Raw genomic sequence first — 26,632 nt, forward strand, 5'->3', positions numbered from 1 at the left:
TCAGCACGGCGCCAAACGAAGTCTACTCTCCAGTATTCATATGATAGACTAAAGATTTAATATTGAGTGTCAATTCTGTCAAAGAACCAGATGCTATTTTCTGTCAAAGGTCTTCTTGTTGACCACTTGCTTCTTCGTGCTCGATAATAACGAATATGATGCGCGTGCTATTGGTAATTGATGATTATGGGGAAATGGTATACCTGCAGATCCTGCTGAAAAAGTTGGGTTTTGATGTTGATACTGCCCAGTCTCAGCGAGCATTCACCACAAAACATCTCGGTTTCAATCCACAGATCATCATTGCGACCGCTGATGGCCGCCGAGTAAATGGAATTGAAATAGCAGAAGGACTCAGGCGTCGCCAAGGGTTCCCGAAAGTTATTTTGTTGATACCTTCCGGCATGGATCGAGGGATTGAGGTCGCTGATCTCCTTAATGTGGATGGAGCCGTTGAAAGCCCGGTCAACGTGCAAAGGCTTTTGGAATTGATTTCGAGCGTCGGAGGAATTGAATCCCATATTTTAATGGATAAGTACGTTAAGATGCGGGCGAATCTCCAGCCTGATGAAGAAGGGGATTTGGCCATTATCAAAGGAGATTCTTTTTTCTTGGATAAGTCTGTTGTTCAGTCGAGGCCATCGCATGAGAAGGATTCGGCCCCCGAGACTAACGATCGACCCCGCTTTGAGGTCGTTGGTGGGCTCAGCAAAGAGCCTGGTGCGCCGGAGAATATTGACGCTGTCCTTGGGTCTCCCTCTCCAATCAATCTTTCTTTGGAGGTGAGGGAGGCGCGATTCAAGAAGTACCTCAGCGAATTACCTGATTCAAAACACCATGGTTTCTCTCGTGACAAAGTGACTCAGGCCAGTCGAGAAATCCGTCGCACCGAAAACCAGGTGATCTTGACCGAACTGGAAGAGGAGCGTCGGAGCTTCGTTTCATCCTTATTTTCTTTGAGAAAGAAATCCAAATGAGGCATTTGGTCATTAAGTCCTAACTAGGACTTTCCCCTTCCGGCCTTTCCCTTGTTATTAAAAAACATTCCCACGATGCTGGTTAGGTCGCCGGAGCTGTTGTTTCGTCTCAGAACCGCTTCCAATCCCACCAGTTCTCGTTTTGCCGGGGTGAGAGACGGGTCCATGGTGAGAGCGTGATTAAAGTAGGTGTAAGCTTTGTCAAACTTTCCAGTCATCTTTAGGTAAAGACCCTTGACGAACATGTAAACTGCCGTGTGCCGTTCATCGGGAGGGATATGATTGAGCTGGTATCCAACTTCATCGATTTGCCTTTCCTTTCCTGTCTCGCCAGGACCATTTTTGATCTTTGCCCATAACAGATAAATCAAAAAGTCAGTCCGATTTTTTCGCGTCTGACTGATTTGTTGAAGAATTTCGAGAGCCTTTTGATAGGTTCCGCGATGCAAAAGTCTCACGGCTTCCTCAAATTGTGACTCGTCCCGAAGCAAGCCATGTGCATCGCCCGTCGATAGTTCATTGAGATATCGTTCGCGGCGGCTTGATTCTCGCAGTACATCATAAGCCTCGGCAATTCTGGCAAAGACTTTTGTTTGGAGATCTTTAATGCGTTGAGGTACGGACTGTTCGAGCTTGTCAGGGTGAAGCACTTTGGCCAAGTCTAGATAAGCTCTGTTAATTTCCCGATCTTTCGCCTTTTGGCTAATCCCAAGGATCTCAAAATGATTTTGTGCCTTGCCTTCATTGATCATATGGGTGAGTCGCTTTTCCTTGCCATCATAGTCGATAGAATTAATAGGTCTGGTATCGAAAACCAGAATTCTCTCTAAAAAGAGAAAGTGCAGTGCTCGAAGAGCTTTGTGCTCTTGACCCGAAAAGAGATTTAAAATTTCCTGAAGAGTTTTGGAATTATCAACCATCTTTAACAGGCCTGGAACAAGGTTCAATAGCGATTGTCCCTTTAATATTTCATATCGACTCTTTTCAGCGCCAAACCTAACGGAGTATTCTAGCCAAGGAGTGTAAAAAGCCCGTAACCAGTTGACGGTTAGTTTTGAGATGACCCAATCATTCAAGAGAGTCGTCAGAGCCGACGAATCAATTGCTTCGGGACTGCCATTAACGGGGTGTTCATGAAAGCTGACTTGGACTGATGTATCTTGAATCGTTTTGCTGAGGCGAATGGCAGATTGTTCGCGTCGAATAAGGGAAATGGCATGGGGGCTTAAGGCATTGGCTTCAACGAGTCTCTCTCCTATTGGCTTGTCGCTTGTTCCGCTCAGGCCAGTTGTGACCTCCTCATTCGAGGCGAACCCGTGTTCAACCAATAAGACTCCAAAATAGGAGGTTCTATCCTGGATATTTACTTGGGTGATTTTTCCTTCAGAGAAAGTGACAGAAGAGGCTCCCCCATCGGCAGTAATGATATTGAGATCTCCACTCACTGTTGTCCCGATTAAAAGCGAATAGACAAAAGGGAGATCAAAGCCATGAATGCATTCCGTTTCTTCCAGAGCCTCAAGGCGTTCCTTGAGGGAATGAGACTCCTTGGTCATGAGGAGAAAAAGACGGTCCCTCTCCTGTTCCACAAGATCTCCAAAGGCCGCTTCAACTGCATCAACTAGCGTTATTGAGTCAAAGGGCTTTGAAAAAAATCCCAATGCCTTTGTCTTTCGTATTGCATCATTTATGAAGCTTCGATCCTTAAAAATCCCACTGATCAAAAGGATCTTGAAGCTTTCCCCGGCACTTTCACGAAATGATTCAGCTAACTGCACTCCATTCATTCGAGGAAGCATACAGTCCAAAATGACAACTGGATATTCATTGATTTTAAAGGCAGATTCAGCTTCCTCGACAGAAGAAGTCAATCGGCAGGGGTATCCGGCTCGTTTGAATGCCTCTTCGATTGATCGACCAAATATCTGGTCGTCTTCAACGATAAGAATCTTAATATCTTGCTTTAACATCAGTGGCTTATCGGTCGGATGCAGAATTGAGCTGAGGAATGATGGATTAATATTCCAAACTCTTTGGTTTCGTCCCTTCTTGACTTTATAAGTTTGTATTTCATATTGTGTCGGTTGGGATGCGAGTGTCTTTTCGTGTCGGAAGTGTGTCATTTCGCTACAAATATTTCGGTTTGCTGAGGAGGATATATGGGGACTAAAGGTGTAACGGACAGTGACTTTGATAGTGAAGTATTAAATTCAAGCGTTCCAGTGCTCGTTGATTTTTGGGCTGAGTGGTGTGGTCCTTGCCGGGCCTTGGCTCCAAAATTGGAAGAAATATCTAATGAGTTGGGGGCTAAGCTCAAAGTATTAAAAATGAACGTTGATGAAAATCCGACTATGCCTGTTCGCTATGGAGTTCGCGGTATTCCAACGATGATTATTTTTAAGGGTGGCAAGCAAGTGGGGCAGGTTGTTGGCAATCTTCCCAAGGATGAGATTGTAAAAATAGTTTCTCAGCATATGTGAGTGACCAGCCGGGGTCGTTTCTAAAACAAATAGCGGCGGAAGGCGACCGAAGAAATAAGGCCAAGTCCAGTCATAATCGAGAGAGTCCCCGTTCCTCCATAAGACAGGAGGGGCAAGGGGATTCCAACGATCGGGAGAATGCCAATCACCATCCCAATATTGATGAATACATGCCAGAAAACGTATGAAACCACTCCCACGACAATGAGGGCCCCAAATTTATCTTTTGCCTGGCTCGCGATTCTCACCGCCATGAGCAGGAGTACAATAAAGAGACCGAGAGTCAGCATGCTCCCGATGAATCCGTGTTCTTCGCTCAGAACAGAAAAAATAAAATCGGTGTGCCGTTCAGGCAAAAATTCCAACTGTGACTGAGTCCCTTTGCGAAATCCCTTGCCGAGGACTTTTCCACTGCCAACGGCTATCTTTGATTGAATGCTGTTGTATCCGGCACCACGTGGATCTCGTCCTGGATAGAGGAAAGTGAGGATGCGGTTCTTTTGATATTCTTTGAGTCCGAAATTCCAAATGACGGGTGCCGCAATTGTGGCCGTCACAAGGCCTACGATGAGAATGGTTCGGCTCACCCGAACAAAGGCGACCATGGTAGAAAAAACTGCAACCAACAGAAGTGCAGTGCCCAAGTCTGGCTGTCTCACGGTTAGGACAAACGGGATGAGAAGGAGGAACGCAGGGATTATTAAATCCTTAAACTTCAGGCCGTCACTCTGACTTTTCGTTGAAAAATATTTTGCGAGCACAATAATCAGGACAAGTTTCATTGTCTCAGAAGGTTGGTAGTGAAAAAAACCAAGATTAATCCATCGCTGAGCGCCAAGTGCTGTGCGGCCAAAAAAAGCAACAACGACGAGACTGAGAACATTGATGCCATAAAGGGCGAAAGCAATACGGCTGAAAATTTGATAGTCAATAAGAGTCGCTACAAAGAGGATCGCCCACCCTCCCAGCAGCCAAATAATCTGATTGATAAAGAGGCGGTTGGTTCCAATGTCATTCACTCCGTGCGTTGCGCTATAAAGATTAATCAGGCCAATGAAATTAAGACCTAAAATAACGATGAGAAAACTAATATCCAAGCGACGAAAAAATGTCCTTTCTTCGACTTGCAGAGCTGTTTTCATTTCTCGGTTGCCTCCCTAAAGGATCTGACTACTTGGTTCGATTCGCGGCTACTTATTCGATTATATCCTCTGTGTCCACTTGTGACGGAGGTTTGGTATTTGATTTCATGCCCTTATTCTCCGCTTCTTTGATTCTCTCAGGATGATATTTTTTCATGTAGGCGAGGATCACATCTCTCACTATGGGTGCTCCCCCAGTAGAACCATGACAGGCATGTTCGGCGAGTATGGCCACTGTTATCTCTGGCTTGTCTGCCGGGGCAAAGCCCACAAACCACCCGTGATGGCGTTGATTAAAGGGTCTTAGCTCACACTTGTCATAGATTTGTTCAGCTGAATAGGACCGCATTTGGACTGTGCCAGTTTTTCCGGCCATCTCAACTCCTGGAATTTTCCACCACCTCGCTGTGCCACGCTCACCATTTGCCACCCTCCAGAGCCCTTTTTTTACCGCTTGAAATGTACTCTTATCTATAGCAACCCCATCTTCATTGGGGATGCTGGCATCGCGTACGAGTTCCGGCTCGAAATCAGCAATCAACTCGTTATCTTGGTTAATGATCTTTTTGACGACGAAAGGTTTGTAAAGCGGACCTTCTTGGCCAATTGCGGAATAGGCCATGGCCATCTGAAGAGCATTTGTCAGGACATAGCCTTGGCCGATCGCATTGCTTAGATTTTCACCTGGCTGCCACTCTTCTCCGAGGTTTTTAAGTTTCCATTCCCGAGATGGCATCAGTCCTGGGACTTCATTTGAAAGTCCGATTCCCGTCAATTGTCCAAGTCCCAGCAGTTTTGCGTACAGTGCCATTTTATCAATTCCTAAGGAAATACCCATTTTGTAGAAAAAGACATTTGAAGACCTTTCTATCGCTTCTGAAAGAACCACGTTCCCATGGCCTCCCTTCTGATGGTCATGATAGACCCTGCGTCCAAAGCGGATAGATCCCGGGGCATTTATCACTGTCGTTGGGGTGATTATTTTTTCTTGGATTGCTGCCAAGGCGACAAATGGTTTAAAAGTTGAGCCAGGTGAATAATGGTCCTGAATGACCTTGTTGCGGAGAGGTCTAAAGGGATCATTGACCAGCTTGCCCCACAGTTCGGGAGAAATTCCTGTGGAGAAACTATTGGGATCGTAAGAGGTGTATTCACCCAAGCAAGGACTTCGCCATTGGATTTTAGAGCGACGAGGCTTCCAATTCGGCTTCCGATATGATCCTCGCGATTCATTGCTTTAAAGGCAGCGTCCTGAATGTCACGATCAATGGTCAATATGAGATTGTTCCCGGGAATTTCGTCTTGAGGTTTAAAGCCGAGTGTTCTCGGACTCTCCGTCTCTGCGCGGCGTCCTCGAGCATCAACCTCCACGATCGAAATACCATCGAGACCGCGAATATATCTTTCCCAAACTTCTTCAATTCCACTCTTTCCTATCATGTCGCCCTGATCATTTGATCGTTTCGTTGATATTTAAGCCGGGATGATCGAGGCGAAGAAGTTTCAGGCGGAAGACGTCCTCAATGCTGAGGTTTTCTTTGATTCTGACCGGACGAAAGGGACCATTTTTGGCCCGACTTCGCTTGACCAAGGCAATGATATTGGTTGGCATCATTCCCAATATTGGTCCTACAACTCGGGCGGTCTCTTCGAGGTTGGTTGCGTACTGGGGAGAAATGGTTGCCTCAAATCCCGGCAGGTTGTCGACCAAAACGCGTCCCTCTCGATCGAGCAAGAGACCTCTTGGAGCCGGAATTTTAGTCTCCTTAATGAGGTTTTTTTCGGAGAAGTCTCTCAATTCGGTACCCATAATAATTTGCAAATACCAGAGACGAACAAAGATAGTCAGACCGGAAGCTATGATGAGGATATAGATGTGTCGATAGCGGGGGGCGAATGCCTTGGCTTCCTCTTCCTCATTTGCAACAAATTTACTGCTCATGGCCGATAGCTTCCATTTTTGCAGGAAGCTCCTTATGAGTGAGTCGATCAAGCCAGTAAAAAAATCTAACGAGAGGGAGAGCAGCCAGCATCGTCAAGAGTGGTTCCAAAATCCAATCAAACCAAGCAGGATGGGAGAGCGGATTTGATTCAAAAGTCCAAGAATAGACAAAACTAATCAGGAAGAAACTAAAACTCGCCCCTCCGCAGAGAAGCATGAAATAGACCGTTCCGGAAGTGTAAATTCGATTGCGTATGGCCAATAGGCCTGCAAAAAGAGTCATGTTACATAGGAGTAATAGGGGGCCTTGGAGAGCGGTAAGCGCAGAAAGAAACAAACTGAGGAGATAGACCATGGCCATTCCCTCCTCAGTTTTTCTATAGAGACTCCAAAAGACTAAAACGGGAATCCATAAATTGGGCCCAGGTGAGTCACCAAAAACCTGCAGCCACAAAGAACACTCCACTCCTGAGAGAAAAATGGTTGCAGCAAGAAAGGCCAGATAATTGCCGACGAAGAGACCGATTTCTTTCATGAATTAGTTAGCCCTTCTCTTTTCTATTTTTGTGTTTGTGGCCTTATCTTTGTCCTTTTCCTTCTCGTCATTTGGAACAGGTCCTTCATCTGATTTTGGATTGAAGTCTTCGTTCATTGAATTGATGACAATGAACATTTCTTCAAGAATCGAGGGATTGATGGCCGGCTTGAGATCGATATCTTGGGTCATTCCGTAGCGGCTTTTAGAAACTCCAGTAACAACTCCTACGGGAAACCCCTTTGGAAAAATATTGTCAAGACCGCTGGTTACCACCAAATCGCCAACTTGAACATCGTCACTTCGGTTGAGGTACCTGAGTTTACAAGAGTCCGGCCCTCGGCCTTCCACAATGCCTCTCGCACGTGAGCGCTGGACAATGGCATCGATGATGCCATACCTGTCGATGAGAAGCAGGATTTGCGAGGTGAAAGCTTCGGATCTGAGGACGTATCCGACAACCCCGCCTGTGGTGATCGCGGCCATATTTTTCTTGATGCCATGTCGGGTTCCCCGATTTATGGTAACGGACTGATGGTCAGCTAAAAGGTCCCGTCCCACAACTTTTGCGGCCAAAAGATCCATTTTGGTCTCTTTTTTAAAAGACAATAGGTCCACAAGCCTTTGGTTTTCCATTTTCAATTCGGTCAAGGCGCCCAGTTGCGCACGCAGCTCAGCGTTTTCATCAAGGAGGGTTCGGTTCTTTGTTTTGACATCAATGAGGTTGATATACATTGCTGTCGTTCCGCGAATTCCGGAGCTAAAGGAGGAAAATGTATTCTGTACGACCCCGGCCACGAAAGTGAACGGACGCGCATACCAAGGAACTTCGTCCGTCGATTCTCGTTGCAAATTGGTTATCAAGAGAGGAAAGCCCACAATCCCCAAGATCAAAAGAAATTTACGCAAATCAATTGAGAAAAAATTCAAGGTATACTCCCCCAGGGGCCTAAAATATCAAATGCCAGGGATCATTCCAACAATCTCCTTGAAAAAGACCAGAAAAATAGTGAAGCTACCGAAATTGTCGGAAGGAGCTCACATTATGAAGAATCTTTTAGATAAGTTGCGCCATCCAGGTCGTACAAAAAGTATCGTGGCTTACATTCTTTTTGGCGCTATTATCATCGTCTTTGTTTTTTTCTTTCAATCGGGTCCACTCAGAGATATGGGAGGCGGAGGCTCTGCGGCAATCGTCAACGACCAGGTGATCCCACTCAGTGATTTTAGAATGAGAGTGCAGAGGCAGGAGGAGCAGTTGAAAATGCGAATGGACGGGCTCCCTGATTCTCAGCGTCAACTTTTTTCTGATGCGATTCGTCGCCGTGCGATAGAGGACCTCGTGATGGCGGAGGTGCTGGCGCAGAGCGCTCATCAGTTTGGTTTCTCCGCTTCAGATAGTGAAGTTCGTGACCGTATTCTTGAGATTCCGCAATTTCAGGTAGACGGAAGGTTTCGTCGAGATCGTTATGAGGATCTCTTAAAGGCCAACCACCTGAATACCCGCGAATTTGAAGAAAAAATTCGGAAAGATGTCATGAGCCAGAAGGTTCAGGTCTCTTTTTCTCGGGCGCTTTATCCCACATTAGATGAGTTAGAAAAAGAAAAGAGGCTGAGAGAACTCCAATTAAACGTGGCCTTTGTTGAATATGATAAATCTAGCTTGACCTCAAACTTCAAGCCCTCGGCCGCTGAGATCAAGGAGTACTTGGCAAGTCCCGAGGGAAAGGCTGCCTCGGAAGCTTATTTTGCGAAGAACAAAGCTACTTTTTTCACTCCAGAACAGGTTCGAGCTCAGCACATTCTTATCAAGGCCACGGCTGGCGATAAAGCGAGCGAAGAGGAATCGCTTAAAAAAATCAAGGATATTGCCGAGCGATCGACCAAGGAGGATTTCGGGAAGCTGGCTCAGGAATTGAGCCAGGACGAGGGCAGCAAGGTTAAACAAGGGGATCTCGACTATTTTGGTCGTGGTCACATGGTCAAAGAATTTGAAACTGCTGCCTTTGCTTTGAAGGTGGGAGAGATCTCTGCACCGGTGAAAACTCCGTTTGGATATCATCTCATTAAGGTCAATGATCACCGCAAAGGTGGAGAAAAACCTTTTGAAGAGGTTGCTGAGAATATTGCGGGAATACTTCTGGCGGAACAAGAGTTTTCAAAGGCAAACCTGAAATTGGAGGAGCTGACCAAGGCTCGTGGAGAGAAGGCCCTTTCTGCTTATTTGAAGCCATTGAAAGTCGAGTGGCAGGAAACGGGAGATTTTTCTCTGGGCCTTCCACAAATCCCTCGAATTGGCGACAAGGATAAGATCGTCACCGCAGCCTTAAGCCTTGAGAGCCCGGGGGCCATCTATCCTGAAGTTCTGCAGGTCTCTGGCAAGTATTATATCATCAAGCTTAAAAACAAAAAGGTGAAGAGGGATGACAAGGCAGACAAACTCTCTTACGCAGACGAAGCCCGGTATATTGCCGCTCGGAAGACGGGAGGAGTCTTTGAAGATTGGCTGAGTTCTCGGCGGGAACTTTTCAGGATTTCCACAAACTCTAAGCTTTTCAAGGAAGAGACTCAGTGATTTCTTCCGATTATTTTTTGGGATGATTTTTGAGATGATATTTGAGTGAGGCGCTGGCTAAGTTTGGTCTTTCCTTCACTTTTGTGACTGTATCAGAATGAGCCAGTTTTAGCCTCAATTGAGCTGAGTTGAGTCTAGCCTGGCGCCTCTTTGTTGCAAAACGGCAACTGCACAAATTATTTCCGATAAATCTCAGATATTTTAGCCCCTATATTGAGACTTTTATTAATTCTACCCGCCATTGGTCCGAAGAGGTCTAAGAGGGAAAAGAAATAATGAGAGCACTGCGGTACGTTTATCTATTTATTATTGTTTTTTGGACAATTCCAGTTGGTGCACAGAATTACGTGCCTGGAGAGGTGATTGTTCGTCTCAAATCAGCCTCTGGAAGTCAGTCGACCTCCTCTTTTCTTGGCAAGGCCAGCTCCGACAAAAGTATGTCTCTTAAACGAACATGGGGCAAATTGAATGCTTATCATTTTGGGATAAAGGCAGGAAAAACCGTTGATGAAACCATTAACGAGCTTCGAAATGATCCTGATGTTCTTTATGCTGAACCTAACTATTATTTGCAAAAGGCCACTGAATTTCGGGCCGAGCGAATTTACAATCGGGATCAGGTTTCAGATATTGTTCAGAGTGATCCATCAAGCGTGTATGAGGGGCAACTCGGAGTCGAGCAAGTCTACCAGTCAATGAAGGCGTCGAGCTTTTCTTATAAACCAATTGTGGCGATCATCGATACAGGCCTTGATGTGACGCATCCCGTGTTTGTCGAGTCCAATGCGCTTTGGCAGAATCCGCATGAAATCGCAGGGAACGGAATTGACGATGATGGGAATGGGTATGTTGATGATATCAATGGCTGGAATTTTGCCTATCATTCAAATAATGTCTCTGATGACGATGGCCATGGGACTCATGTGGCGGGCATAGTATTGAAAGCAGGAATGGATATTCTCGCAAATCCTGTGGAAGAAGCCAAAATTCACATCATGGCTCTGAAGTTTCTCGACAGCAGTGGAGTTGGGACTACCTCGGATGCCATTCAGGCCATCTATTATGCGGTTAATAACGGAGCTGTGGTTTTAAATAACTCTTGGGGAGGACCTTCTTATAGTGCCGCTCTCTTAGACGCCATTGTTTTTTCTTATAACCAGGGAGTTTCATTTGTTGCCGCAGCAGGAAACGCGGGAACAAATAATGATTCAGCCCCCATGTATCCCGCGAGCTATGGAGTTCCCAATATTATCTCCATTGCTGCGACAACGAACTTAGATTACTTGGCCTATTTTTCAAATTTTGGAAAGAGTTCTGTTCATGTGGGAAGTCCTGGTCTGAACATATATTCGACCTACCCAGGAGGCGGTTACGCGCCAATGTCGGGAACAAGCATGGCTTCTCCTTATGCCGCCGGTATTGCGGCTCTGATGAAGGTGGCGGCTCCCGATATGACCGGTTACCAAATAAAGTCAGGTATGTTGGCACAGGCAGATAAGATATCTCAACTGACAAATAAATTGGTGACGGACGGTCGGGTGAACGTCGCAAACGCGGTGGCTTACGCCAGTGGAGCTCCGATTGATTCTTCTCAGCCTGGTTATAATCCGTCTTATTTGACTCGAGAACTTGCTTCAGAGCTTGGTCAATCAAGTGGTGGCGGCTGTGGCTTGGTGACAAAGCTATATACTGAATTCAACCAGAACCAAGTTTCTGGAGGTAAGAGCACTCACTCGAGCCCCGAGACCTGGTATATCCTAGTTGTTGTGGCTCTGTTTGCTATTCCTTTGGCTTTGCGAAGCTATCTCAGGTCTCACTCTCCCGTCAGTCGTCGAAAGTTCCCTCGTTATGAAATCTCCACCTCAGTTTCGATGGACATTGGGGATAAAAAGCTCGTTGGGTCTGTGAGTTCTATTTCATTGGGCGGATTGCGAGTCGATACGGATGCCCTACTTGATCAGGGTGGGATCGTCACCATGACAATTGCGAGCCCAGATGGAAAAGATCAGTTACAGGTGCAAGGCAAAGTTGTGTGGAGTGAGTCTAAGAAATCCTACGGTTTGGCCTTTAGCGAGGCAAATGACTCAGTTCTTTCCTCTATCGGTAGCTGGACCAAGGGCCTCAAAAAGGCCTCTTAGTCCATATAACGATAACAAGAATTAAAAGCTAAAGCGAGCCTTGGCTAATAAATCAAAATACTGGATTCCCCGGTAGTCGTCGTTGAACCAGCCTGCAAAGAAACTGTTCTCAACTCCCACGGCGACATTGCGTTTGATTTGATACAGGAGTCCATAATTGATGCTTGGTCCCAACACGGTTTCATCGTTATTGGGTCCATCAACAATCATCAGGTTAAAACCGGGAGAAACATAAAAATCCCACTCTCTCCGATTAAAATGAGGGCGTATGAATCCCCCAAGAACGAACAAGCTGGACCGGCCCGAGCCGTTGGAATTGCTATCTTTGCTGTAGAAACGCGCCGTTGCTCCAAGTCCAAAGATTCGATCGTGGGCGTATTCGTAATCGCCACCAAAGGCAATTCCACCTTGCCAAAAACCAAGACTTGCATAGGCCGCATTGTTGTAACTATCGTAAGTCGCTTCGCTCGTTGCACCAAATGAAACAGATGCGCCTAGAAAAAAAAAGAGCACTGACAGAGCATATTTCATGGGACATGACCTCCAATTGTAAATCCTTAAAAGAAGTCATAGTGTTCAATTATATTTTACCAGGAGGCAAGCGCCGCGCGCTGAGTTATGGAGTTTAGCAGACGCTGCGTGCAGCGAGCCAGAGCAAGGCTATCCTGTCGAGCAAGGTATTTGAGTAATTCACGCCTCACCTGTGCGCGATCAGTTTGATTGGAAATCTCTTCAAGGGCTGCCGATCGAATGAGGACTTCCTGTTCGTAAAGCGCTCCCTGACTTGCAGAATATGGCAGCGGTGAATCCGCGACGGTTAAGAGAAGCGGTATGGTCTGGACATTTTCACTTCGGCCTAAAAAGAAAACAGCAATAAATCTATCGTCCCCGTTCCGGCTTTGATCATTGGCTATCTGTTTGAGACGATTTAACTGATTCAGGGTGAGTCTGCGGGCAATCAAGAGGAGTCTTTTTTCGGTTTCATTTGGATTGGAATCCACTCGTCCGATTTTGAGCGCCTCTCGCTGAACCATTTGCTCAATGGCACTGAGTTCTGACTCGGGATCGCTTTGATGAGGATCCTTCTTTGGTAAAGACTTTTCATTTTGAGGGGAGCGATTCATATCAGGAGACCAGCGGTTGTGGGAGGGTTCTTGAGCGATTGGAGTGAATGATATGTCTGTGGGCAAAATATTTTGAAGCAAATTATCGAGACCCACTAGCCACAAAATGAAGAGGAGAACGATTCCCCCGGTCAATGTGAAAGAGAGCGTTCTGAAGATCCTCATGTTCTCCCTTTCAGAGCGCTTCTGTGGACGAGGTGAAGGAGTCAAATAAGGGGACTGACACGATCTCATCGATCGGTTGATTCATCAGAAGGGGGTAGGGAGTGTGGGTGGAAGAATGAAGCACTTTCTTTTCACTATTGAGCTCAACCAACTCCTCACCCGCTATGGCGAATTGGACGATTTCCTCCGGCCAAAGAGAATGAGACTCCTGACAATTCAAAGTTTTTAAATCGACTTGGCAATAGCGTCCTCGACCCTTGATGGCAAAAAGGCCTTGGCTTCCGTCAGGCGCAACGCGCGCAAGTTTAACTGCACCTGGGATCTTAACAGGTCGAGACCAGGTCGCGTTTGAAAAGACAAATGACCTCAGCTGTTCGTTCGCAGTGAGTCCAATCAAAAACCGACGATCACCAAGGTCCACTTCCTCGATGTCAATCGAGGGAACGTGCTGTGGCATTCGTATGATTTTAAAATAGGAAAAATCATCAATCAGAGAAGTGGAACCGTGATTTCCCTTATAAAAATCGATAGCGAAGGCTTCGGAGCCATTAAAAAGGGAGGCTCCGAAAGAGGTGGACTTGAGAGCGTAGCCCTGAAGAGCAGGAAGGTCCGAGCGAACAAGTCCCTCTGGGCTCACGAAAAAGGCAGAATTTCCAGAACGGGCGAGCAGTCGATGCTCCTCTTTCATTGGATTTTCGTTAAACACAAAATTGGCGCGTCCGAGATTCATTAACCGAGCCATTGATTTGTAGAGGGGGTGAAAGTTTTTGCCTTGCAATACGACTCGAGAGTAATATTCCATCTCAACCGCATGAGCGCCTCCTTCAAAAATGCTTTCATCACATCCAGGAACCCCTGTGTTGGAGTAGGGGCCATGTGAACAGGACCGATGTGAATACCCCTCGGTGTGGCGGGCTTCATGAAGGAGAGTGCCGACTCGTCCAAGAGTGGATAACTTGGCCCAACCGTCTTGCATTGTAAAGTAGCCGCCTGAATTGTAGGCTGTCGCCCAAGGCAGGTCACTCCCGCGGCGAATTCCGTAGGTGACGGAACTGAGCCACTGATAATAACTGTTAGATGATATGAGATTTTGAATAAAAACGTTTGAATTGCCTGGTGCGAAGAGGCCTCGTTCAACAATCTCAAAATCATTGATCAGCTTTTTTGTGTCCACTTTCGAGTTGCACAATTCCGGCCCGCCGAAAGAATCAATATCAACTGAAAAATCATGAACGTATTGATCAAATTTCTCTTTGAGAGAACAGCCGAAATTTTCGTCGACGCTGGGTATGTCCGATGACTGAGCAAAGCCGACAGAACTTGCAGAGAAAATTCCCATGAGAACCAAGAGCCGGCGAAGGTACATACATGTTCCCCCATTTTGTTTTGCCACTTCTCCGACCCAGTTTTTCAGGCTCTCCACGGTTGGAGGTGGGATGCGGTAAGTCAAAAAAGAAGAGGCCTAAGACTTTTCAAGCTAAGATTTGGGTGCCTGACAACTCAAACCTTTGAAAGGAAAAGAACTTATGCCTCAGCACGAAAAAATATCACAATTTCTATTATTACCAGAATTAAAACTTTTAAAATTTGGGAGAGATCGATCTGGCCGAAAGCACAAACAGGTTGAAAAAGTATCCAGCTTTGAAATCTGTCCAAAGTGTGCGACACCTTCTAAGACTGTTTATGATCGAAGGTGGGCCAAAGCACACGATGCTCCCATCCACGGCAATCAAGTCTGGCTCCATGTTTTAAAACGCAGATTCTATTGTAAGACCTGCCGAAAGCCTTTCACCGAACCAGTTCAAGGAATCAGAAAAGGAAAAAGAACCACCGAGAGGTTTAAACGAGGTGTTCTTTGGGCCTGTGAGAACTTTACGGATCTCAGTAAGGTCAGAAGGGCCTATGCATGTTCAACGTGGACGGTCTATCAGACTCTTTATGAGAGGTTAGAGACGAACCTCAAGAGGCATATCAATTATCCGTGGCCAAAAACCATTGGCATAGATGAACACTTTTTCTCTCGAGCCAATGGGTTTAGAGAGTTTGCAACCGTACTCGTTGATTACAACAATAAGCGTGTTCGTGAACTCGCTCATGGAAAAGTAAAAGGGCAACTCATTGAACAACTTAAACATATCCCTGGTAGAGAAAATGTAAAAAACGTCGTTCTAGATTTGTCAGATAGCTATAAAAGCTTTGTTCGAGAGTTTTTTCCTAACTCCCAGATGATTGCTGATAAGTTCCATGTGCTCAGGCTTTTAAATCCAGCTCTTAATCGCTACCGAAAACAAGTCACTGGCGACAAAAGAACCAGTCCCCTTCGAAAACTCCTACTTAGAAATGGTAAAAAGCTTGAGTCCTATGAACGAAGAGCCCTTTATGAATGGCTCAATCTTCATCCCCAGCTAAAAGAAATTTATCATTACAAAGAAGCCCTCCATGGATTTTACCGAATCAAAGGAAACAGAACAGCTGCCAAAGTGTTAATTCGAATTACAGATCAAATGGCTTTAAGCCAAATCCCCGAAATAAAAACCTCAGGCGCACCCTCATGAAATGGAGAAATGAAATCTTGAATTACTTCGTCAATCGCATTACCAATGCCAGAACAGAAGGCTTTAACAACGTCGCAAAGCTAATCCAGAAGAGGGCTTACGGCGTTAAAAGTTTTAAATTGTACAGACTCAGATACCTAAGTGCTTGTGCTTAAATGACTTTTTTGAATTACCCACCATGAACCGAGTAGAACCGTTTTTCATCCATACAAGCTGAGGTCAGAGATCCCAGAGCACCTTTTCATCCTGTCAAGAAAGTGAGGGGTAAGTCGAGAAAAAAATCATTGGATAAAGATGGTGGCCTCTCCGAGACTTGAACTCGGATGGGGTTGCCCCCGGTGGATTTTGAATCCACTGCGTCTACCAATTCCGCCAAAAGGCCCATGAATCAGGGAACAATACCAACTTCTCGCCCTGATCGAATGCACGCAATGTAGAAGACGTGCTGAAGATTCTCAAGCAGTTTTTGTTCGTTTTATCGGGGGGCATTGATCATGTCCCTCAGTTTGAGAACAGATTCTGTACGAATATTGTCTTCAGAGAAACAATTTTGGGCAAAGAATTGGATCAACCTTGAGGGGAGGGAGGCTGGGAGCTTCTGAAAGATCAGTTATTTCAGCATATTAGAAAAATGACTCGGATTGTCTGGATCGGCATAAGCCTTGCTCCTGTGATGCCACACCAGAGACGAGCTCAGGTCTTGGATCTTTAGGAGAAACTTTATATGAAGCTGTTATTTTGGACGAGTAGATTGGCTGTTTTGGCCGTTTGTGGCGCAACTTTTGCCGGCTCAGCTCAGACTGACGGAGAAGTTCTGGATCTGGGCTTGCAGGACGAGGCAAAAGAGAGTGCAGTCAACCCCGTGAAGCCCCTTGTGAGTGGCCCATCCAAAGCAAGTGTTGTTTCGTCAAATAAGGTCATCTCGAAAACCAAAAAGCTGACTTCGGTGTCTAAAAAGTCTGGAGCTTCAGCAAATAAGACGAACTCAGGTTCGACAAATGAAGAAAACGTAGCGGCAGCTCCTGGGATCATTATTTTGAATCAGGGTAACGCAAATCCTTCCACCCAACAGCAGCCTACAACCTATGTTGAGGCGAGCCCAAGTCCTGAATCTCGAACTGAACAGTTCCGTCGTGCGCGCCAGGATGCTGAGGCAAATACAGAGAAGCTCCTTTCCGAAAAGCTAGAAGAATCTCGTTTGGTTGATGAGAGAAGGCGTTTGGAGAAAATATTGGGCAATACCATCGAGGGTTCGGCGATAAATACGGAACCTCAACAGCAACAACCTCAGCAGCAGAACACCCAACAAGGTCAAGGCTATAATTCTGTTCAGAAGGTTCAAGTGATCAATGAGGCACCTCGCACTTTTGGGCAAGAAAATGAATCTATGATCAAAGAGAAGGTTGAAAAGATTCAAAAATCAGATTTGGATCTTGTCCAGGAAGTCGAAGAATCGGAGACTGCGGCAGCGAAGCAAGCAGCCACAGTGGCTGTGGTTAATCCTCGCCAGTATTACTTGGGCGGCGCAGTGGGCTCTGCCAGTTACGTTGGAGTCGTCAATGTCCAGGGCAATATGGCTGCGGGAGTGACCTTCGGTTCGATTTTGCCAACTGGAGTTTCATTAGAAGCAAGTTTTATGTACTCTAATTTTTATATTGATGAATATTGGTGGAATTATCCCTACTTCAGAGAAATGGACCAATATAGCTTGGGTCTTGGAGCCAAATATAATTTTAGTTTTGGAATAGTGAAACCGAATTTTGGAGGATTAATCAGTTATAATTACCGCAAATATTTTGATCGTGGTTACTATAGCTACGGTTATTCCAACGACTCAGAAGTTACAAACCACACCATTGACCTCGGTTTAACAGCAGGCGCAGATGTGGATATTACCGAGACGTTTTCCTTGGGATTTGAATATCGCTACATGACCAATTTGGCTAATCGAGCGGACTCCGATTATTTGACTTCGCGTAGCGTTTGGCGTGATGGACAACCCGTCGAGCGCACGGACTACAACTTTGTGACATTGACAGGAAAGCTTCGATTTTAGCAAGGAGAATTTTATAACGGATCCATCCGCATCGAAGGATCAAAAGGAGGTCGCCTTGTACATTTATAATTTTTCTATTTCTATGATAATATTCGCTTTGTCGATCATGACGGGTTTGCAGGAGGCAAAGGCGGACCAAGTACATGATTCCTTCTCAATGATTTTGGACCACAGGTCGTAAGCGATTCAAAACCCGTATTTTTCAAGCTTGAGAATCAGGTGATAAAATGATCTCAGCGAGGCGCTCGAAGTCTTCGAGGGATTTGGCCAGTGGTAGCTCAGTGAGCAGTCGGACCATGGCTGTGTAAGGATTCACCCCATTGATTTTGGCTGTTACAGTGAAGCTGTACATGAGACTGCTGGCCTCAGCTCCTGCGGGGGTGTCGGAAAACAGCCACGCATTCCTTCCGATGGCATACTTGCGGATCGCTCTCTCCGTAAAGCCATTGTCCGCCTCCAGACGCCCATCCTTGAGGTAGACTGTCAGGTACTTATACTCATTCAAGAAGTAGCGGAATGCCCCTCCAATCTTGCTTTTTACTGGAACCTTGGGCTGATGCCCTTCAGCCCACTCCTTCATTTCTTTACAGATGGGCTCAGCTATTTCCAACCTCAGGCGATACCGCTCATCAGAAGACTTCTCGCCGATCTTCTCTTCCAGATCGTAGAGTTTTTTAAAGTAACCAAGGCCTGTTTCTCCAAGACTTCGGCCGGACTTAGCCCCATCCACTGTGGCGGATTCAAACTTCCTGCGGGAGTGCATCCCACATCCTATGCGGATCACTCCCTCTTGTTTCTCCAACACATCGTAGGTATTCAATCCGTCACATTGCAGATATCCTGTAATCCCGTCCAGAAGCTGCCTGGCCGTTTCCTGGCTCCGGGAGATGCGATAATCAAACAGAACAATCTTCTTGTCCCCGTAGGGCGTACTCCTCACCCACATCCATGATTTGTCTTCGGCCTTCCTGCCATTCTCTTTGAGAACCTGCACTTGCGTCTCATCCACGGCCACATAAAAAGAGGCGAGTAACCGGTCTGAAAGAACATTCCAGACAGGCACAAGAGCCTGCGCCACTTGCACCACCCAGCGGGCCATCGTGCTGCGGGGAAGATCAACTCCCTGACGATCCATGATCTCCTCAATCCGGTACAGCGGAAGTCCATCGCAATATTTGGATGTCATAATGAAGGCAAGTAACTCGGGAGTGGCAATCCCCTTAGGGATCACAGAAGGCACAGGCGGAGCGGTCTTCACATAGTCCCCGCTGTCCAATCCATACTTGGCCCTCTCATAGCGGATCACACTGACTTTGGCTGGCTCATACTTGAGCTTCTCCGAAAATTCCCAACCAATCACCTTGAGAGGTTGCCCCTCTTCAGAAAAACGCTCATTTTCTGGAAGCTCGATCTTCACCACTTCTCGCTCAAGGTTCTCGGGTATTGGACGACGATGACCCCGCTTCCTTTTATGCGCAGGAACCGTGACTTCGATCTGTGCCTCATCCTCTTCAGGTGTCCCTTTGGAGGCTTCAAGTTCCACTTCGTTGAAGAGCATCTTCTGCTCGGGCGACACCCAAGTCTCCGACTTTTTCCCAAACTGCGCCCGCTTAAGAGAACGGATCTGCTCATGCAGCCAAGTGACCTCACTTTGCAAGAACTTGATCTTCTCTTCATCGAGACGAACACGTGCTCTCAGTCCTTCATTTTCTGAGGATAACTGTTCTTGTTTTGAAAATAGCTCCTGCGCTTGCATGCGAGGGACTCTTCAACATTTTCTTTGAAAGATCAACAGACTCCTTCAAAATTTATTTCTGAAAATGGCTTCATTTTCCAAACATCATAGCCTTCCAGAAGCCAACTCAATTGATCTGTGGATATGTGGACGACTTCCTCCACAGATTTCATCGGCCATGGGAACTTTTCCACATCCAATTGCTTTTGCCATAGACAGAATCCACTTCGATCAAAATACAGAATCTTGATCGTGTGCCGTCGTCGACCACAGAACACGAATAGATTTTTCCCGTTCAACTTCCCCATTTGGGCACTCTCCACAATCTGACTCAACCCCGGAATCCCACGGCGTAAATCCACAGGCTCCCGATGCAGAAATACTCCCTCAAATTGGCTGGGAGATTTCATCGGGTACCTCCCTGCAGATAAAAAATCAGCTCGGCCACCCATTGCGCGTCAGGGAGCGAATGAGCTGCTCTTTTCTTGAACGTGGTGATGTTCAGCCCCTCTTGCCGACAGAACTCGGTCTCGGGCCCAGAAAAACTCTCTGCCTCCCTGATTTTGGTCTGCCAATATTCCTTAGTTTTTAATCTTTGCTCAGAATTTTTCACTCAAGCCTCCTTGGATGTGGAGTAATTTATGGGAAAAATCCAAGTGAGGGAAATAGGCTTTATGGAGCACCCACGCCGTTTGAGCTGACTCCGATTATTTGACGCTATGTCGTGTTCGGCATGATGGACAGCCAGTCGAGCTCACAGTCGATAACTTTGTTAACTTGATAGTAAAGCTTCGGTTTTAGTTTGTTGGCTGGCAAGGGCAAATTTCCATAGAACTGCCGCTATTTATCAAAAATTTATTCTTGGCTTAAAGACAGGTTGGCGTTCAGCCGGTGCTAAGTTTGCGAGATCTTCAGGATGAATCCATACTTCGATCAAATCTAAAACTGATATTGGCTTGCGGAATCTAAATTGGTTGACTGCACCGGCGAGGATTTCGTGAAAGAGGTCCTCGATTTCTTTCAGCGAGAATTCTTCCCCCATTTCACAGCCTAAGTTCCAGCCCAGGCAAGCAATAAAGTCGGTTCTGTCCAGAAGCTCGCGTCTGAATACAAGAATAGCGTCGGTGCCTTTTATGGCGGGCGGTGTATGGCCAATGCTCGTGCCATAGTAATCGACCGCCGAGCGGCGATTTCCAAAAAGCGGAGAGCCTTTGTTCGTTCTGCTGAATGCTTGGAGATAGACTTCGTCAAGGGCATGGATTCCGAGGCCATTGCCGGACGGTGCTGGTTTAACTTCAAGCCGCTTCCCAGGCTTAAGTTCGCCTGCCAGGAGAATGGGAAGGACGTTGGCAAGTGCAGTCACATGAATGAGGTAGTCAATACCGAGTTCTTTCATCAGCTGCGAGCGACTGGATTGCGGCCGACCGCTCAAGGTACGAAGGCATGAAATCAAAGGAAATTTTGGCAAGGCTGAAGCCAATTGGCCGGGCCAAATGATGGCCACCAAAACGAAATGCAAAAGACAACTGTGAATATACTGCCAAATGGTCACTGCGGAAATACAATAGCAAAGCATGCCAACTTCGGCTACAAAAAGTTGTGCCGCGGGAAAGATCGCCTGCAGACCTTGCGATAGCCAGGGGTGCGTCACACACCATTTTGAAACTATTTTAGGTACCTGAAATAAAGTCAGGGTTCAGATCTGCTTAGAATAAGAGTGTGGCGAGAAAGTTCTAGCACATTGAGGACGAAGTGGCTTTAGCAAAGGCGGTTCAAGTTCGATGGCATAGCAGTTGCTACGCCACTCGCGAATGATTGATTCACGTTCCCTATTTTTTCGGCTCATAGCCTTAATCTCACTTTTTGTTGTTGTCGGCACTTCGAACGCATCGCCTCGTCCTTTGGCCCTTGAGTCGGCAGAACCTGAGAATTCGCTTCTCGTTATGGGAGGGAGTTTCAGCCCAATTACTGAGATGCATTTGGCCCTTATGGCCGATACTCTATATGAGCATTCTTTTCCTCATGGCGTCCTTCTCGTGGCAAACCCCTACAAAGAGGGAGCTGAGAAGGTGGATGTGGTCCTGAAGTTGACTCAGGTGGCAGTGGAAAGTTTCGATTTCATTCTGCGAAAACGTAATATTCCATTTCGCGATTTTCGCATTGTGGGCCCCGGACATGTGACTTGGATATCTAAGGCCGGCCGTTTGGTCCACCTTGAAATGTCTCGCTTCGACGTTGACAATCACATCAGCGAATCCGTCGATTCGATCTTGCACTTTCGACAATTGGTCGGCCATCCTCGTAATCTTTGGTGGTTAGCAGGGGGAGACAGTGGTGCCAGCATGCCAAAATGGGGTCCTCGATGGCAGGAGATGTTTGAAAACACGAACATGATTTTTATTGGACGCCAAAGTTCTCCTGGAGAGACTTCCATTGATCACACTCTCAACAACCCCTTACAACAGATATATCCACAAGACTTCTTGGGAGGATATGAATACAGAAGAGAAGGGAATCTCCACTTTTATCAAGCCCGCGATCCACTTCGTCCGTCTCTTTATATTTTGAACAGGCGAACCTTGCCAATCAGTAGCACAAAAGTCCGTCGGTCTCTTTTGACTGAAAGCCAAGGCGAGGCTCAAATGATGTTAACTCCTGCAGTCTATCGAGCCATCGTTGAAGGTTCCCACTATCAATCGACCCGCGCCCACCTGTCTCGTCAAAATCTAGAGACTCTTCTCGTTGATGAATTGCAAAAAATTGAAGAGGGAAAGAATCATTCAAACCAATATGTTCTCTTCATCAAAAATCTCATTTCCAGCATCACAATTCTGAAACCTTCTGGTCCATCGGTGTCCGCGCCGCCGGCAGAGCCATATCCAAGTGTTTCGAGGGAGACCCAGCTATTTCCTGGAGCTTCGGGAACTACGACGAAAACTCCAAGGAACTTGGTCTCCCTTCGTCGGCAGATTTTACTTGGCGATCCAAGATTTCTTGTGAGCCGGATGGCTATTCGAAACGGGTATGCCATAAGACCCGACCGAGATGTTACTTTCAACCTCGTGAAGAGTCAGATGAGCCATGAATTGCCTCTCGCTGTTCGTCAAGCTGCCGATCGTGACATTGATTGGCTCGACCTCAATATTTCAATCAATGAGCTGAGGAATATTCTTGGCGATGGACCTTTGGCAGAGCAATTGGAGATCTCAGCAAGGAATGAACCAGGCGCACTCGCCAATTACCTTGCTGTCGCAATTCATAATGACGCTCGATTGCGACTGAGATTTGAACTCTTTTCGACCCGGCGCTATTTTTCGCGTTTGGCATTGGGCACAGTAAGACCCGAGTTTCAATCCGAATTGAGTCCAGAGGAAAGCTCATTCGAAACTTGGGCAAAGTCTTTTATCAATTCTATCGAAAATTATCTGACTCGTTCTCAGATAGAAAAGCTAATTGATGCAATCGCGGACCTCTATATCATCTCTCGAACCGCCTCTCTGAGACCTGAGTTGCTCGAGACCAACGAATTCTGGACAGAATTTTTAAGCCTTGCGGTGACCGGGTATCCTGGAGAATTTTTAGATCTGAACAGGGATTCGATTAAGAAGAAAGTGGTTTTTCGATTGACTCTCATAGGGCACTTACTTCCGCTTGTTCGTTTTAAAAATGGCCCTGAATCAAAGATTAGTCTCGAAATAGACGTTCGTATCGTCCATAACGGTCACTCCATCGGATATTTTGATCGGTCCGTTTTTGTTCCCGCGTCGAATGTGGATCAATTGGAGTCCCAGCTCTTCAGCGATCGGAGGCAGGAAGGAATTCATAATCTTGGGGTCCTGTCTGGCGCCAAAAAATATCTGGATACCTTTTTAACTCCAGCGTCTTTCTCGAGGGAAATGATCCCTTCGGTCCGATAAGAATGGACTTTTTGCCAGCCGCGCAGCCTTCGTTTTTGTCAACTTTAACGGGTCGACCTTCTCCTGATCAAAATTTGATTCGTGATATGCACTTTTTTGCCAGAGAGATGGGGCGGGATCTCAAATTAATCGACAAGTCTTTTTGGAATATGACTCCTGAGTCGTCAGCTGAATTCAACCGGCCTAGAGATGAAAACATGAAAAAGATCAGAGATCTCTGCGCTCAATTTGAAGCCCTTGAAATCTTCTGGCTCAGAAAAAAGAAGGCCTATCCTTTTGAAAGCATGGACTCTGATGTGCCAGGCTATCTTGAAGCACTTGAGAAATATCAATGGCTCCAGGCTGGGCTTGCGAAAAGTATCGATGAGCGAAGAGCAATCAACCACGTTGCGATGGGTATCACCGAAGAATTGTCTGATGCCATGGGATTGACCCCGAGTGCCTCCTCCTCAAGAGAGATTTCCTTGGAGATGTTATTTAATGAAATTATCGGTGATATTTTCAGGAAATACATAGTTAGTTTTCCGGGCGGGCCTCTCGGATTTGATGTTCGAGTCGCCCTGCAAAGATTGAGTGCGTTAACTTTCGAAGAGCTTAAGAATTTGAGACTTGAAGACTTGCTTATTCAGGTTTTGACAAGCCAGCATCCAGTTTCAGTTTCAGTTTCAGTTTCAGTTTCAGATTCAGAGTTCATTGGTCGCAAGGCAAAAGAAATATTGGAGTGGATAAATCAAAAATACGGACTCACAAACGAAGTCATATTGCGGCCAATGAATGTGTCTGAAGAGGGTTCCTATCGTTCGGCAGGCGCTATTCACTTTGAGATGAAGGAAGCTGACTTGCATCCGCTCTTTGATCTCGATGCTCCGAGTTCATTGGTGGATCTGGATGTTTATATCAAGAGAAAATGGGGCGGATTGAATCATATCGCTCGACCTGATCAAGTCATATTCTCGGAGCTGGGAACCCACGACACGATTCGAAGTCTTAGGCTTCAAGGCTATCGTGAATTTTTTCAGGTTAACTCCTCTTATGCCATGAGGGGTTCGAAAACCATGCTTGCGTTTAAACCCATGCGGGCAGAGCCGCTGATCATCTTTCATAGCTTTATTGGTGTCGATCTATTGCATCACAAAAAAATGCAGTTGGCGGTAGACTTTCGTGACGATTTTAAAAGCGTGAGGATCTTGACTTCGGACGGGCCAAAGTCGTGGGAGCAGGCGACCGAAGTTCTAGCCAAGGGAGTTCAGAAATTACCTGATTACCGCATTGATGATCTTGTGCTGGGTTACGGAGAGGTCATTGCACATGTTCTTGAACAGGATCGCTCCGTTCGCCATATCGAAACGAGTCGTCTGGGTGATTTTGCTGAGGTCGCCTACTTTGCTGTTTTGGGAAAAAGCGGTATTCCAAGAAATGTCGCAATTGTGACCAGAATGGACTATCGCTATTTCGGTAAGTCCGTTTTGCCTTTGATTCTTCCATTTCTTCAGCGTGGTGTTGATCGAGTTATTTTCGCTGGCTCTGCTGGGGTCACGGATCCACAGATTGGCAAACATAAAGTCGTAGCCCCAAGGAATTTCATGCTGTTAGACGATTCGGGCCGGGTCGATTCTTTAAAAGAAATTACGAACGACCTCTATGATTTAGCACCCTATGATGTCGTCTATTCGGGGCCTCATATATCCGTTCCTTCTCCGCTTGTCGAATCACGACAGCTTGTTCGGCGGCTGAGAGACGAGAATCAGATTCTTTCGATTGATGTTGAGGGTTCTCAAATAGCCAAGTTGATTCAAGAATTTAATGCGCAGACAAATCGAAATGTTCGGTATGCTTCCGCCTACATTGTGACAGATGTTCCTCAATTGGACGATTCGGCAAGGGCCAATTTTGGACTTCACGAGCCCGATTTTGAGGGAAAGAAGAAGGCCAAGGAACTTTACGCCCTCCTTGTTAAGCTTGTTTTGGGCCTTCCTACGAAAATGGGCTATTCCGCTCACAGTTCTCTTATTGCTCAATACTATTTAAGGCAGTTTCAGAGTTTTTCAGATAGTTCTGATTGGAACGGGATGAAGGATCTTTTTCAGGATGTTCGCTTCCGGCGGGATCGAGTGATTGAACTTTCCAGGAATGGAGAGCGTGTCTCTCGCGGATTAATTAAGATTTACGGAGACCTTTTGGCCCACTTTGAGAGCCATGCCTCTGCATCGGGAAACAGCTTGAGCAGAAGTAATTTTGTGCGATCCGGGCCTAATAACATTACAGGGGGAGATGGAGATTCGCATGCAGATAGAGACGCAAACGCAAACGCAAACGCAAACGCAAACGCAGAAGTCCATGGTGACTTAAGAGATTTACCTCTTGAGTATCAGCGCGCGATTGTGCTTCAATCGATGACCCGGTCTGCAACTCTGAATACGGGAGACGTCGTTTATCTTCGTGGAAAACGTGCAGACGTGGAAACCCTTGGCCAATCCGTTCAAGGAGCTCATCGGGCAGTAGATTGGATCTTTGAACACCGTCAAAGACCGATGACCGGGGCTGATGCCAAAGAACTCCACAGTTATCTGACCGAAGGAGTTCTCTCTACAGAATATCAAGGTTCGTTTTCGAACTTTAATTACACAGCGGTCATGGGTGAGACAAGGACCTCTGCACAGGTTCTCAATGAGTTCTTTGCTTGGCTGGAATCAGTGGAGCCAAGCTATCAAACTGCCATAGAGGCGTTCACGCGATACGAAGCGATTCATCCTCACAAGGATGGGAGCGGGCGTATGTCAGAACTGATTGCTCAGCACCTTCTTTTACGCGGAGGACTTTCGCCCCTTCTCTTTCCGAATCGATTTGATATTGACTACATTTTAACTTTGAATCGGAATGGGGGTTTCGTCGATAATCGACGAGAATTTGTTTCTGAACTTGTACGCAATACCGCGGTTTTTGCGGAGGGAATTCGACGAGCATCGATCCATAGTGCTGTCACCCATGCGAAATTTAATTCTGATAGTGGTCAAGTCGAGTTAGAAATGGACGATGGAAGAGAGCTGCAAATCAAGGTTTTTTATGCATCTGATAGGCCCATCGCTCTTGAGCGCGAGGTGCGCAATTTCGTCAAAGTGTCTGACCTCCCTGCGGAACTGCCTGCTGTTTTGGTTAAGAGGAAGGAATATGGGGCCCATTATGTCTTCGAACCGCGACGAGGTTGTCTTCGAACCCTCACGCAGAGTCCGTGAATTGTCACTTTTGCGCTGATTGTGCTGATTGGTAGATCAAACTTCTCTTTTGTATCAA

General features: G+C 46.3%; 20 protein-coding genes, 1 tRNA gene and 1 pseudogene. 9 read left to right on the plus strand and 13 right to left on the minus strand.

The window, feature by feature from the left end; all coding sequences use genetic code 11:
* Window positions 1-155: 155 nt before the first annotated feature.
* Window positions 156-977: a response regulator gene (locus tag IPJ71_00640; protein MBK7842193.1), complete on the plus strand. Its 822-nt coding sequence runs from the start codon at window positions 156-158 to the stop codon at window positions 975-977.
* A gap of 23 nt (window positions 978-1,000) precedes the next feature.
* Here IPJ71_00640 and IPJ71_00645 read toward each other — a convergent pair whose 3' ends face one another.
* The gene (locus IPJ71_00645) at window positions 1,001-3,100 is read right to left on the minus strand and encodes a response regulator (GenBank protein ID MBK7842194.1); all 2,100 of its coding nucleotides are present in this window, start codon (window positions 3,098-3,100) and stop codon (window positions 1,001-1,003) included.
* 36 nt (window positions 3,101-3,136) lie between these two features.
* On the opposite strand from IPJ71_00645, the gene trxA reads away from it, so the two are divergent.
* Window positions 3,137-3,457, plus strand: a complete 321-nt coding sequence (trxA, locus tag IPJ71_00650; GenBank protein MBK7842195.1) for a thioredoxin — start codon at window positions 3,137-3,139, stop codon at window positions 3,455-3,457.
* Between the two features lie 20 nt (window positions 3,458-3,477).
* Here trxA and rodA read toward each other — a convergent pair whose 3' ends face one another.
* From rodA to mreC, 4 genes and pseudogenes are all read right to left on the minus strand, one after another.
* Window positions 3,478-4,599, minus strand: coding sequence for a rod shape-determining protein RodA (rodA, locus tag IPJ71_00655; protein MBK7842196.1), 1,122 nt, complete (start codon window positions 4,597-4,599; stop codon window positions 3,478-3,480).
* A 52-nt stretch (window positions 4,600-4,651) separates the two neighbouring features.
* Window positions 4,652-6,541 (minus strand): annotated as a pseudogene (gene mrdA, locus IPJ71_00660) (penicillin-binding protein 2).
* Window positions 6,531-7,076, minus strand: coding sequence for a hypothetical protein (locus IPJ71_00665; protein MBK7842197.1), 546 nt, complete (start codon window positions 7,074-7,076; stop codon window positions 6,531-6,533). The pseudogene mrdA and the gene IPJ71_00665 overlap by 11 nt, the downstream one beginning before the upstream one ends.
* A gap of 3 nt (window positions 7,077-7,079) precedes the next feature.
* On the minus strand, window positions 7,080-8,006 hold the full coding sequence (mreC, locus tag IPJ71_00670) for a rod shape-determining protein MreC (protein ID MBK7842198.1): 927 nt from the start codon (window positions 8,004-8,006) through the stop codon (window positions 7,080-7,082).
* A gap of 115 nt (window positions 8,007-8,121) precedes the next feature.
* On the opposite strand from mreC, the gene IPJ71_00675 reads away from it, so the two are divergent.
* Window positions 8,122-9,651 carry a SurA N-terminal domain-containing protein gene (locus IPJ71_00675; protein ID MBK7842199.1) on the plus strand — a complete coding sequence of 510 codons (1,530 nt, stop codon included), beginning with the start codon at window positions 8,122-8,124 and terminating at the stop codon, window positions 9,649-9,651.
* A gap of 275 nt (window positions 9,652-9,926) precedes the next feature.
* Entirely contained in the window at window positions 9,927-11,789 is a 1,863-nt protein-coding gene (locus IPJ71_00680; GenBank protein MBK7842200.1) for a S8 family serine peptidase, read from the plus strand.
* Between the two features lie 21 nt (window positions 11,790-11,810).
* On the opposite strand, the gene IPJ71_00685 is transcribed toward IPJ71_00680, so the two are convergent.
* From IPJ71_00685 to IPJ71_00695, 3 genes are all read right to left on the minus strand, one after another.
* Window positions 11,811-12,320 (minus strand): hypothetical protein, encoded by a 510-nt coding sequence (locus IPJ71_00685; GenBank protein ID MBK7842201.1) that lies wholly within the window; start codon window positions 12,318-12,320, stop codon window positions 11,811-11,813.
* Between the two features lie 56 nt (window positions 12,321-12,376).
* On the minus strand, window positions 12,377-12,913 hold the full coding sequence (locus IPJ71_00690; GenBank protein MBK7842202.1) for a hypothetical protein: 537 nt from the start codon (window positions 12,911-12,913) through the stop codon (window positions 12,377-12,379).
* Window positions 12,914-13,088: 175 nt separating this feature from the next.
* On the minus strand, window positions 13,089-14,444 hold the full coding sequence (locus tag IPJ71_00695; GenBank protein MBK7842203.1) for a hypothetical protein: 1,356 nt from the start codon (window positions 14,442-14,444) through the stop codon (window positions 13,089-13,091).
* A 160-nt stretch (window positions 14,445-14,604) separates the two neighbouring features.
* Between IPJ71_00695 and IPJ71_00700 the strand changes: the two genes are divergently transcribed.
* Both IPJ71_00700 and IPJ71_00705 read left to right on the plus strand, forming a co-directional pair.
* Window positions 14,605-15,633: an ISL3 family transposase gene (locus IPJ71_00700; protein MBK7842204.1), complete on the plus strand. Its 1,029-nt coding sequence runs from the start codon at window positions 14,605-14,607 to the stop codon at window positions 15,631-15,633.
* Window positions 15,630-15,788, plus strand: a complete 159-nt coding sequence (locus IPJ71_00705) for a transposase (protein MBK7842205.1) — start codon at window positions 15,630-15,632, stop codon at window positions 15,786-15,788. The genes IPJ71_00700 and IPJ71_00705 overlap by 4 nt, the downstream gene beginning before the upstream one ends.
* A gap of 140 nt (window positions 15,789-15,928) precedes the next feature.
* Here IPJ71_00705 and IPJ71_00710 read toward each other — a convergent pair.
* A tRNA-Leu gene (locus tag IPJ71_00710) sits at window positions 15,929-16,015 on the minus strand.
* Between the two features lie 342 nt (window positions 16,016-16,357).
* On the opposite strand from IPJ71_00710, the gene IPJ71_00715 reads away from it, so the two are divergent.
* Window positions 16,358-17,689 carry an outer membrane beta-barrel protein gene (locus IPJ71_00715; GenBank protein ID MBK7842206.1) on the plus strand — a complete coding sequence of 444 codons (1,332 nt, stop codon included), beginning with the start codon at window positions 16,358-16,360 and terminating at the stop codon, window positions 17,687-17,689.
* A 202-nt stretch (window positions 17,690-17,891) separates the two neighbouring features.
* Here the strand turns inward: IPJ71_00715 and IPJ71_00720 are convergent, their stop codons facing one another.
* The 4 genes from IPJ71_00720 to IPJ71_00735 form a co-directional block, all read right to left on the minus strand.
* Complete coding sequence (locus IPJ71_00720; protein MBK7842207.1) at window positions 17,892-19,445, minus strand: IS66 family transposase; 1,554 nt, start codon at window positions 19,443-19,445, stop codon at window positions 17,892-17,894.
* 32 nt (window positions 19,446-19,477) lie between these two features.
* On the minus strand, window positions 19,478-19,834 hold the full coding sequence (tnpB, locus tag IPJ71_00725) for an IS66 family insertion sequence element accessory protein TnpB (GenBank protein MBK7842208.1): 357 nt from the start codon (window positions 19,832-19,834) through the stop codon (window positions 19,478-19,480).
* Window positions 19,831-20,037 carry a hypothetical protein gene (locus IPJ71_00730; GenBank protein MBK7842209.1) on the minus strand — a complete coding sequence of 69 codons (207 nt, stop codon included), beginning with the start codon at window positions 20,035-20,037 and terminating at the stop codon, window positions 19,831-19,833. Before IPJ71_00730 ends, tnpB begins: the two co-directional genes overlap by 4 nt.
* A 234-nt stretch (window positions 20,038-20,271) precedes the next feature.
* The gene (locus tag IPJ71_00735) at window positions 20,272-21,075 is read right to left on the minus strand and encodes a hypothetical protein (protein ID MBK7842210.1); all 804 of its coding nucleotides are present in this window, start codon (window positions 21,073-21,075) and stop codon (window positions 20,272-20,274) included.
* A gap of 160 nt (window positions 21,076-21,235) precedes the next feature.
* On the opposite strand from IPJ71_00735, the gene IPJ71_00740 reads away from it, so the two are divergent.
* A complete protein-coding gene (locus tag IPJ71_00740) occupies window positions 21,236-23,341 on the plus strand; it encodes a hypothetical protein (protein ID MBK7842211.1) in 2,106 nt (701 codons plus the stop codon).
* A gap of 197 nt (window positions 23,342-23,538) precedes the next feature.
* Window positions 23,539-26,574 carry a Fic family protein gene (locus IPJ71_00745; GenBank protein MBK7842212.1) on the plus strand — a complete coding sequence of 1,012 codons (3,036 nt, stop codon included), beginning with the start codon at window positions 23,539-23,541 and terminating at the stop codon, window positions 26,572-26,574.
* The last annotated feature ends 58 nt before the right edge of the window (window positions 26,575-26,632 follow it).

This window comes from Bdellovibrionales bacterium (assembly GCA_016714165.1).
Taxonomy (GTDB): domain Bacteria; phylum Bdellovibrionota; class Bdellovibrionia; order Bdellovibrionales; family UBA1609; genus JADJVA01.

Bases quoted from the DNA above. Each gene is read 5' to 3' on its own strand.
- IPJ71_00640 (MBK7842193.1), top strand. From the start codon at position 156: ATGATGCGCGTGCTATTGGTAATTGATGATTATGGGGAAATGGTATAC.
- IPJ71_00645 (MBK7842194.1), bottom strand. From the start codon at position 3,100: ATGACACACTTCCGACACGAAAAGACACTCGCATCCCAACCGACACAA.
- trxA (MBK7842195.1), top strand. From the start codon at position 3,137: ATGGGGACTAAAGGTGTAACGGACAGTGACTTTGATAGTGAAGTATTA.
- rodA (MBK7842196.1), bottom strand. From the start codon at position 4,599: ATGAAAACAGCTCTGCAAGTCGAAGAAAGGACATTTTTTCGTCGCTTG.
- IPJ71_00665 (MBK7842197.1), bottom strand. From the start codon at position 7,076: ATGAAAGAAATCGGTCTCTTCGTCGGCAATTATCTGGCCTTTCTTGCT.
- IPJ71_00675 (MBK7842199.1), top strand. From the start codon at position 8,122: ATGAAGAATCTTTTAGATAAGTTGCGCCATCCAGGTCGTACAAAAAGT.
- IPJ71_00680 (MBK7842200.1), top strand. From the start codon at position 9,927: ATGAGAGCACTGCGGTACGTTTATCTATTTATTATTGTTTTTTGGACA.
- IPJ71_00685 (MBK7842201.1), bottom strand. From the start codon at position 12,320: ATGAAATATGCTCTGTCAGTGCTCTTTTTTTTTCTAGGCGCATCTGTT.
- IPJ71_00690 (MBK7842202.1), bottom strand. From the start codon at position 12,913: ATGAATCGCTCCCCTCAAAATGAAAAGTCTTTACCAAAGAAGGATCCT.
- IPJ71_00695 (MBK7842203.1), bottom strand. From the start codon at position 14,444: ATGTACCTTCGCCGGCTCTTGGTTCTCATGGGAATTTTCTCTGCAAGT.
- IPJ71_00700 (MBK7842204.1), top strand. From the start codon at position 14,605: ATGCCTCAGCACGAAAAAATATCACAATTTCTATTATTACCAGAATTA.
- IPJ71_00705 (MBK7842205.1), top strand. From the start codon at position 15,630: ATGAAATGGAGAAATGAAATCTTGAATTACTTCGTCAATCGCATTACC.
- IPJ71_00715 (MBK7842206.1), top strand. From the start codon at position 16,358: ATGAAGCTGTTATTTTGGACGAGTAGATTGGCTGTTTTGGCCGTTTGT.
- IPJ71_00720 (MBK7842207.1), bottom strand. From the start codon at position 19,445: ATGCAAGCGCAGGAGCTATTTTCAAAACAAGAACAGTTATCCTCAGAA.
- tnpB (MBK7842208.1), bottom strand. From the start codon at position 19,834: ATGAAATCTCCCAGCCAATTTGAGGGAGTATTTCTGCATCGGGAGCCT.
- IPJ71_00740 (MBK7842211.1), top strand. From the start codon at position 21,236: ATGATTGATTCACGTTCCCTATTTTTTCGGCTCATAGCCTTAATCTCA.
- IPJ71_00745 (MBK7842212.1), top strand. From the start codon at position 23,539: ATGAAAAAGATCAGAGATCTCTGCGCTCAATTTGAAGCCCTTGAAATC.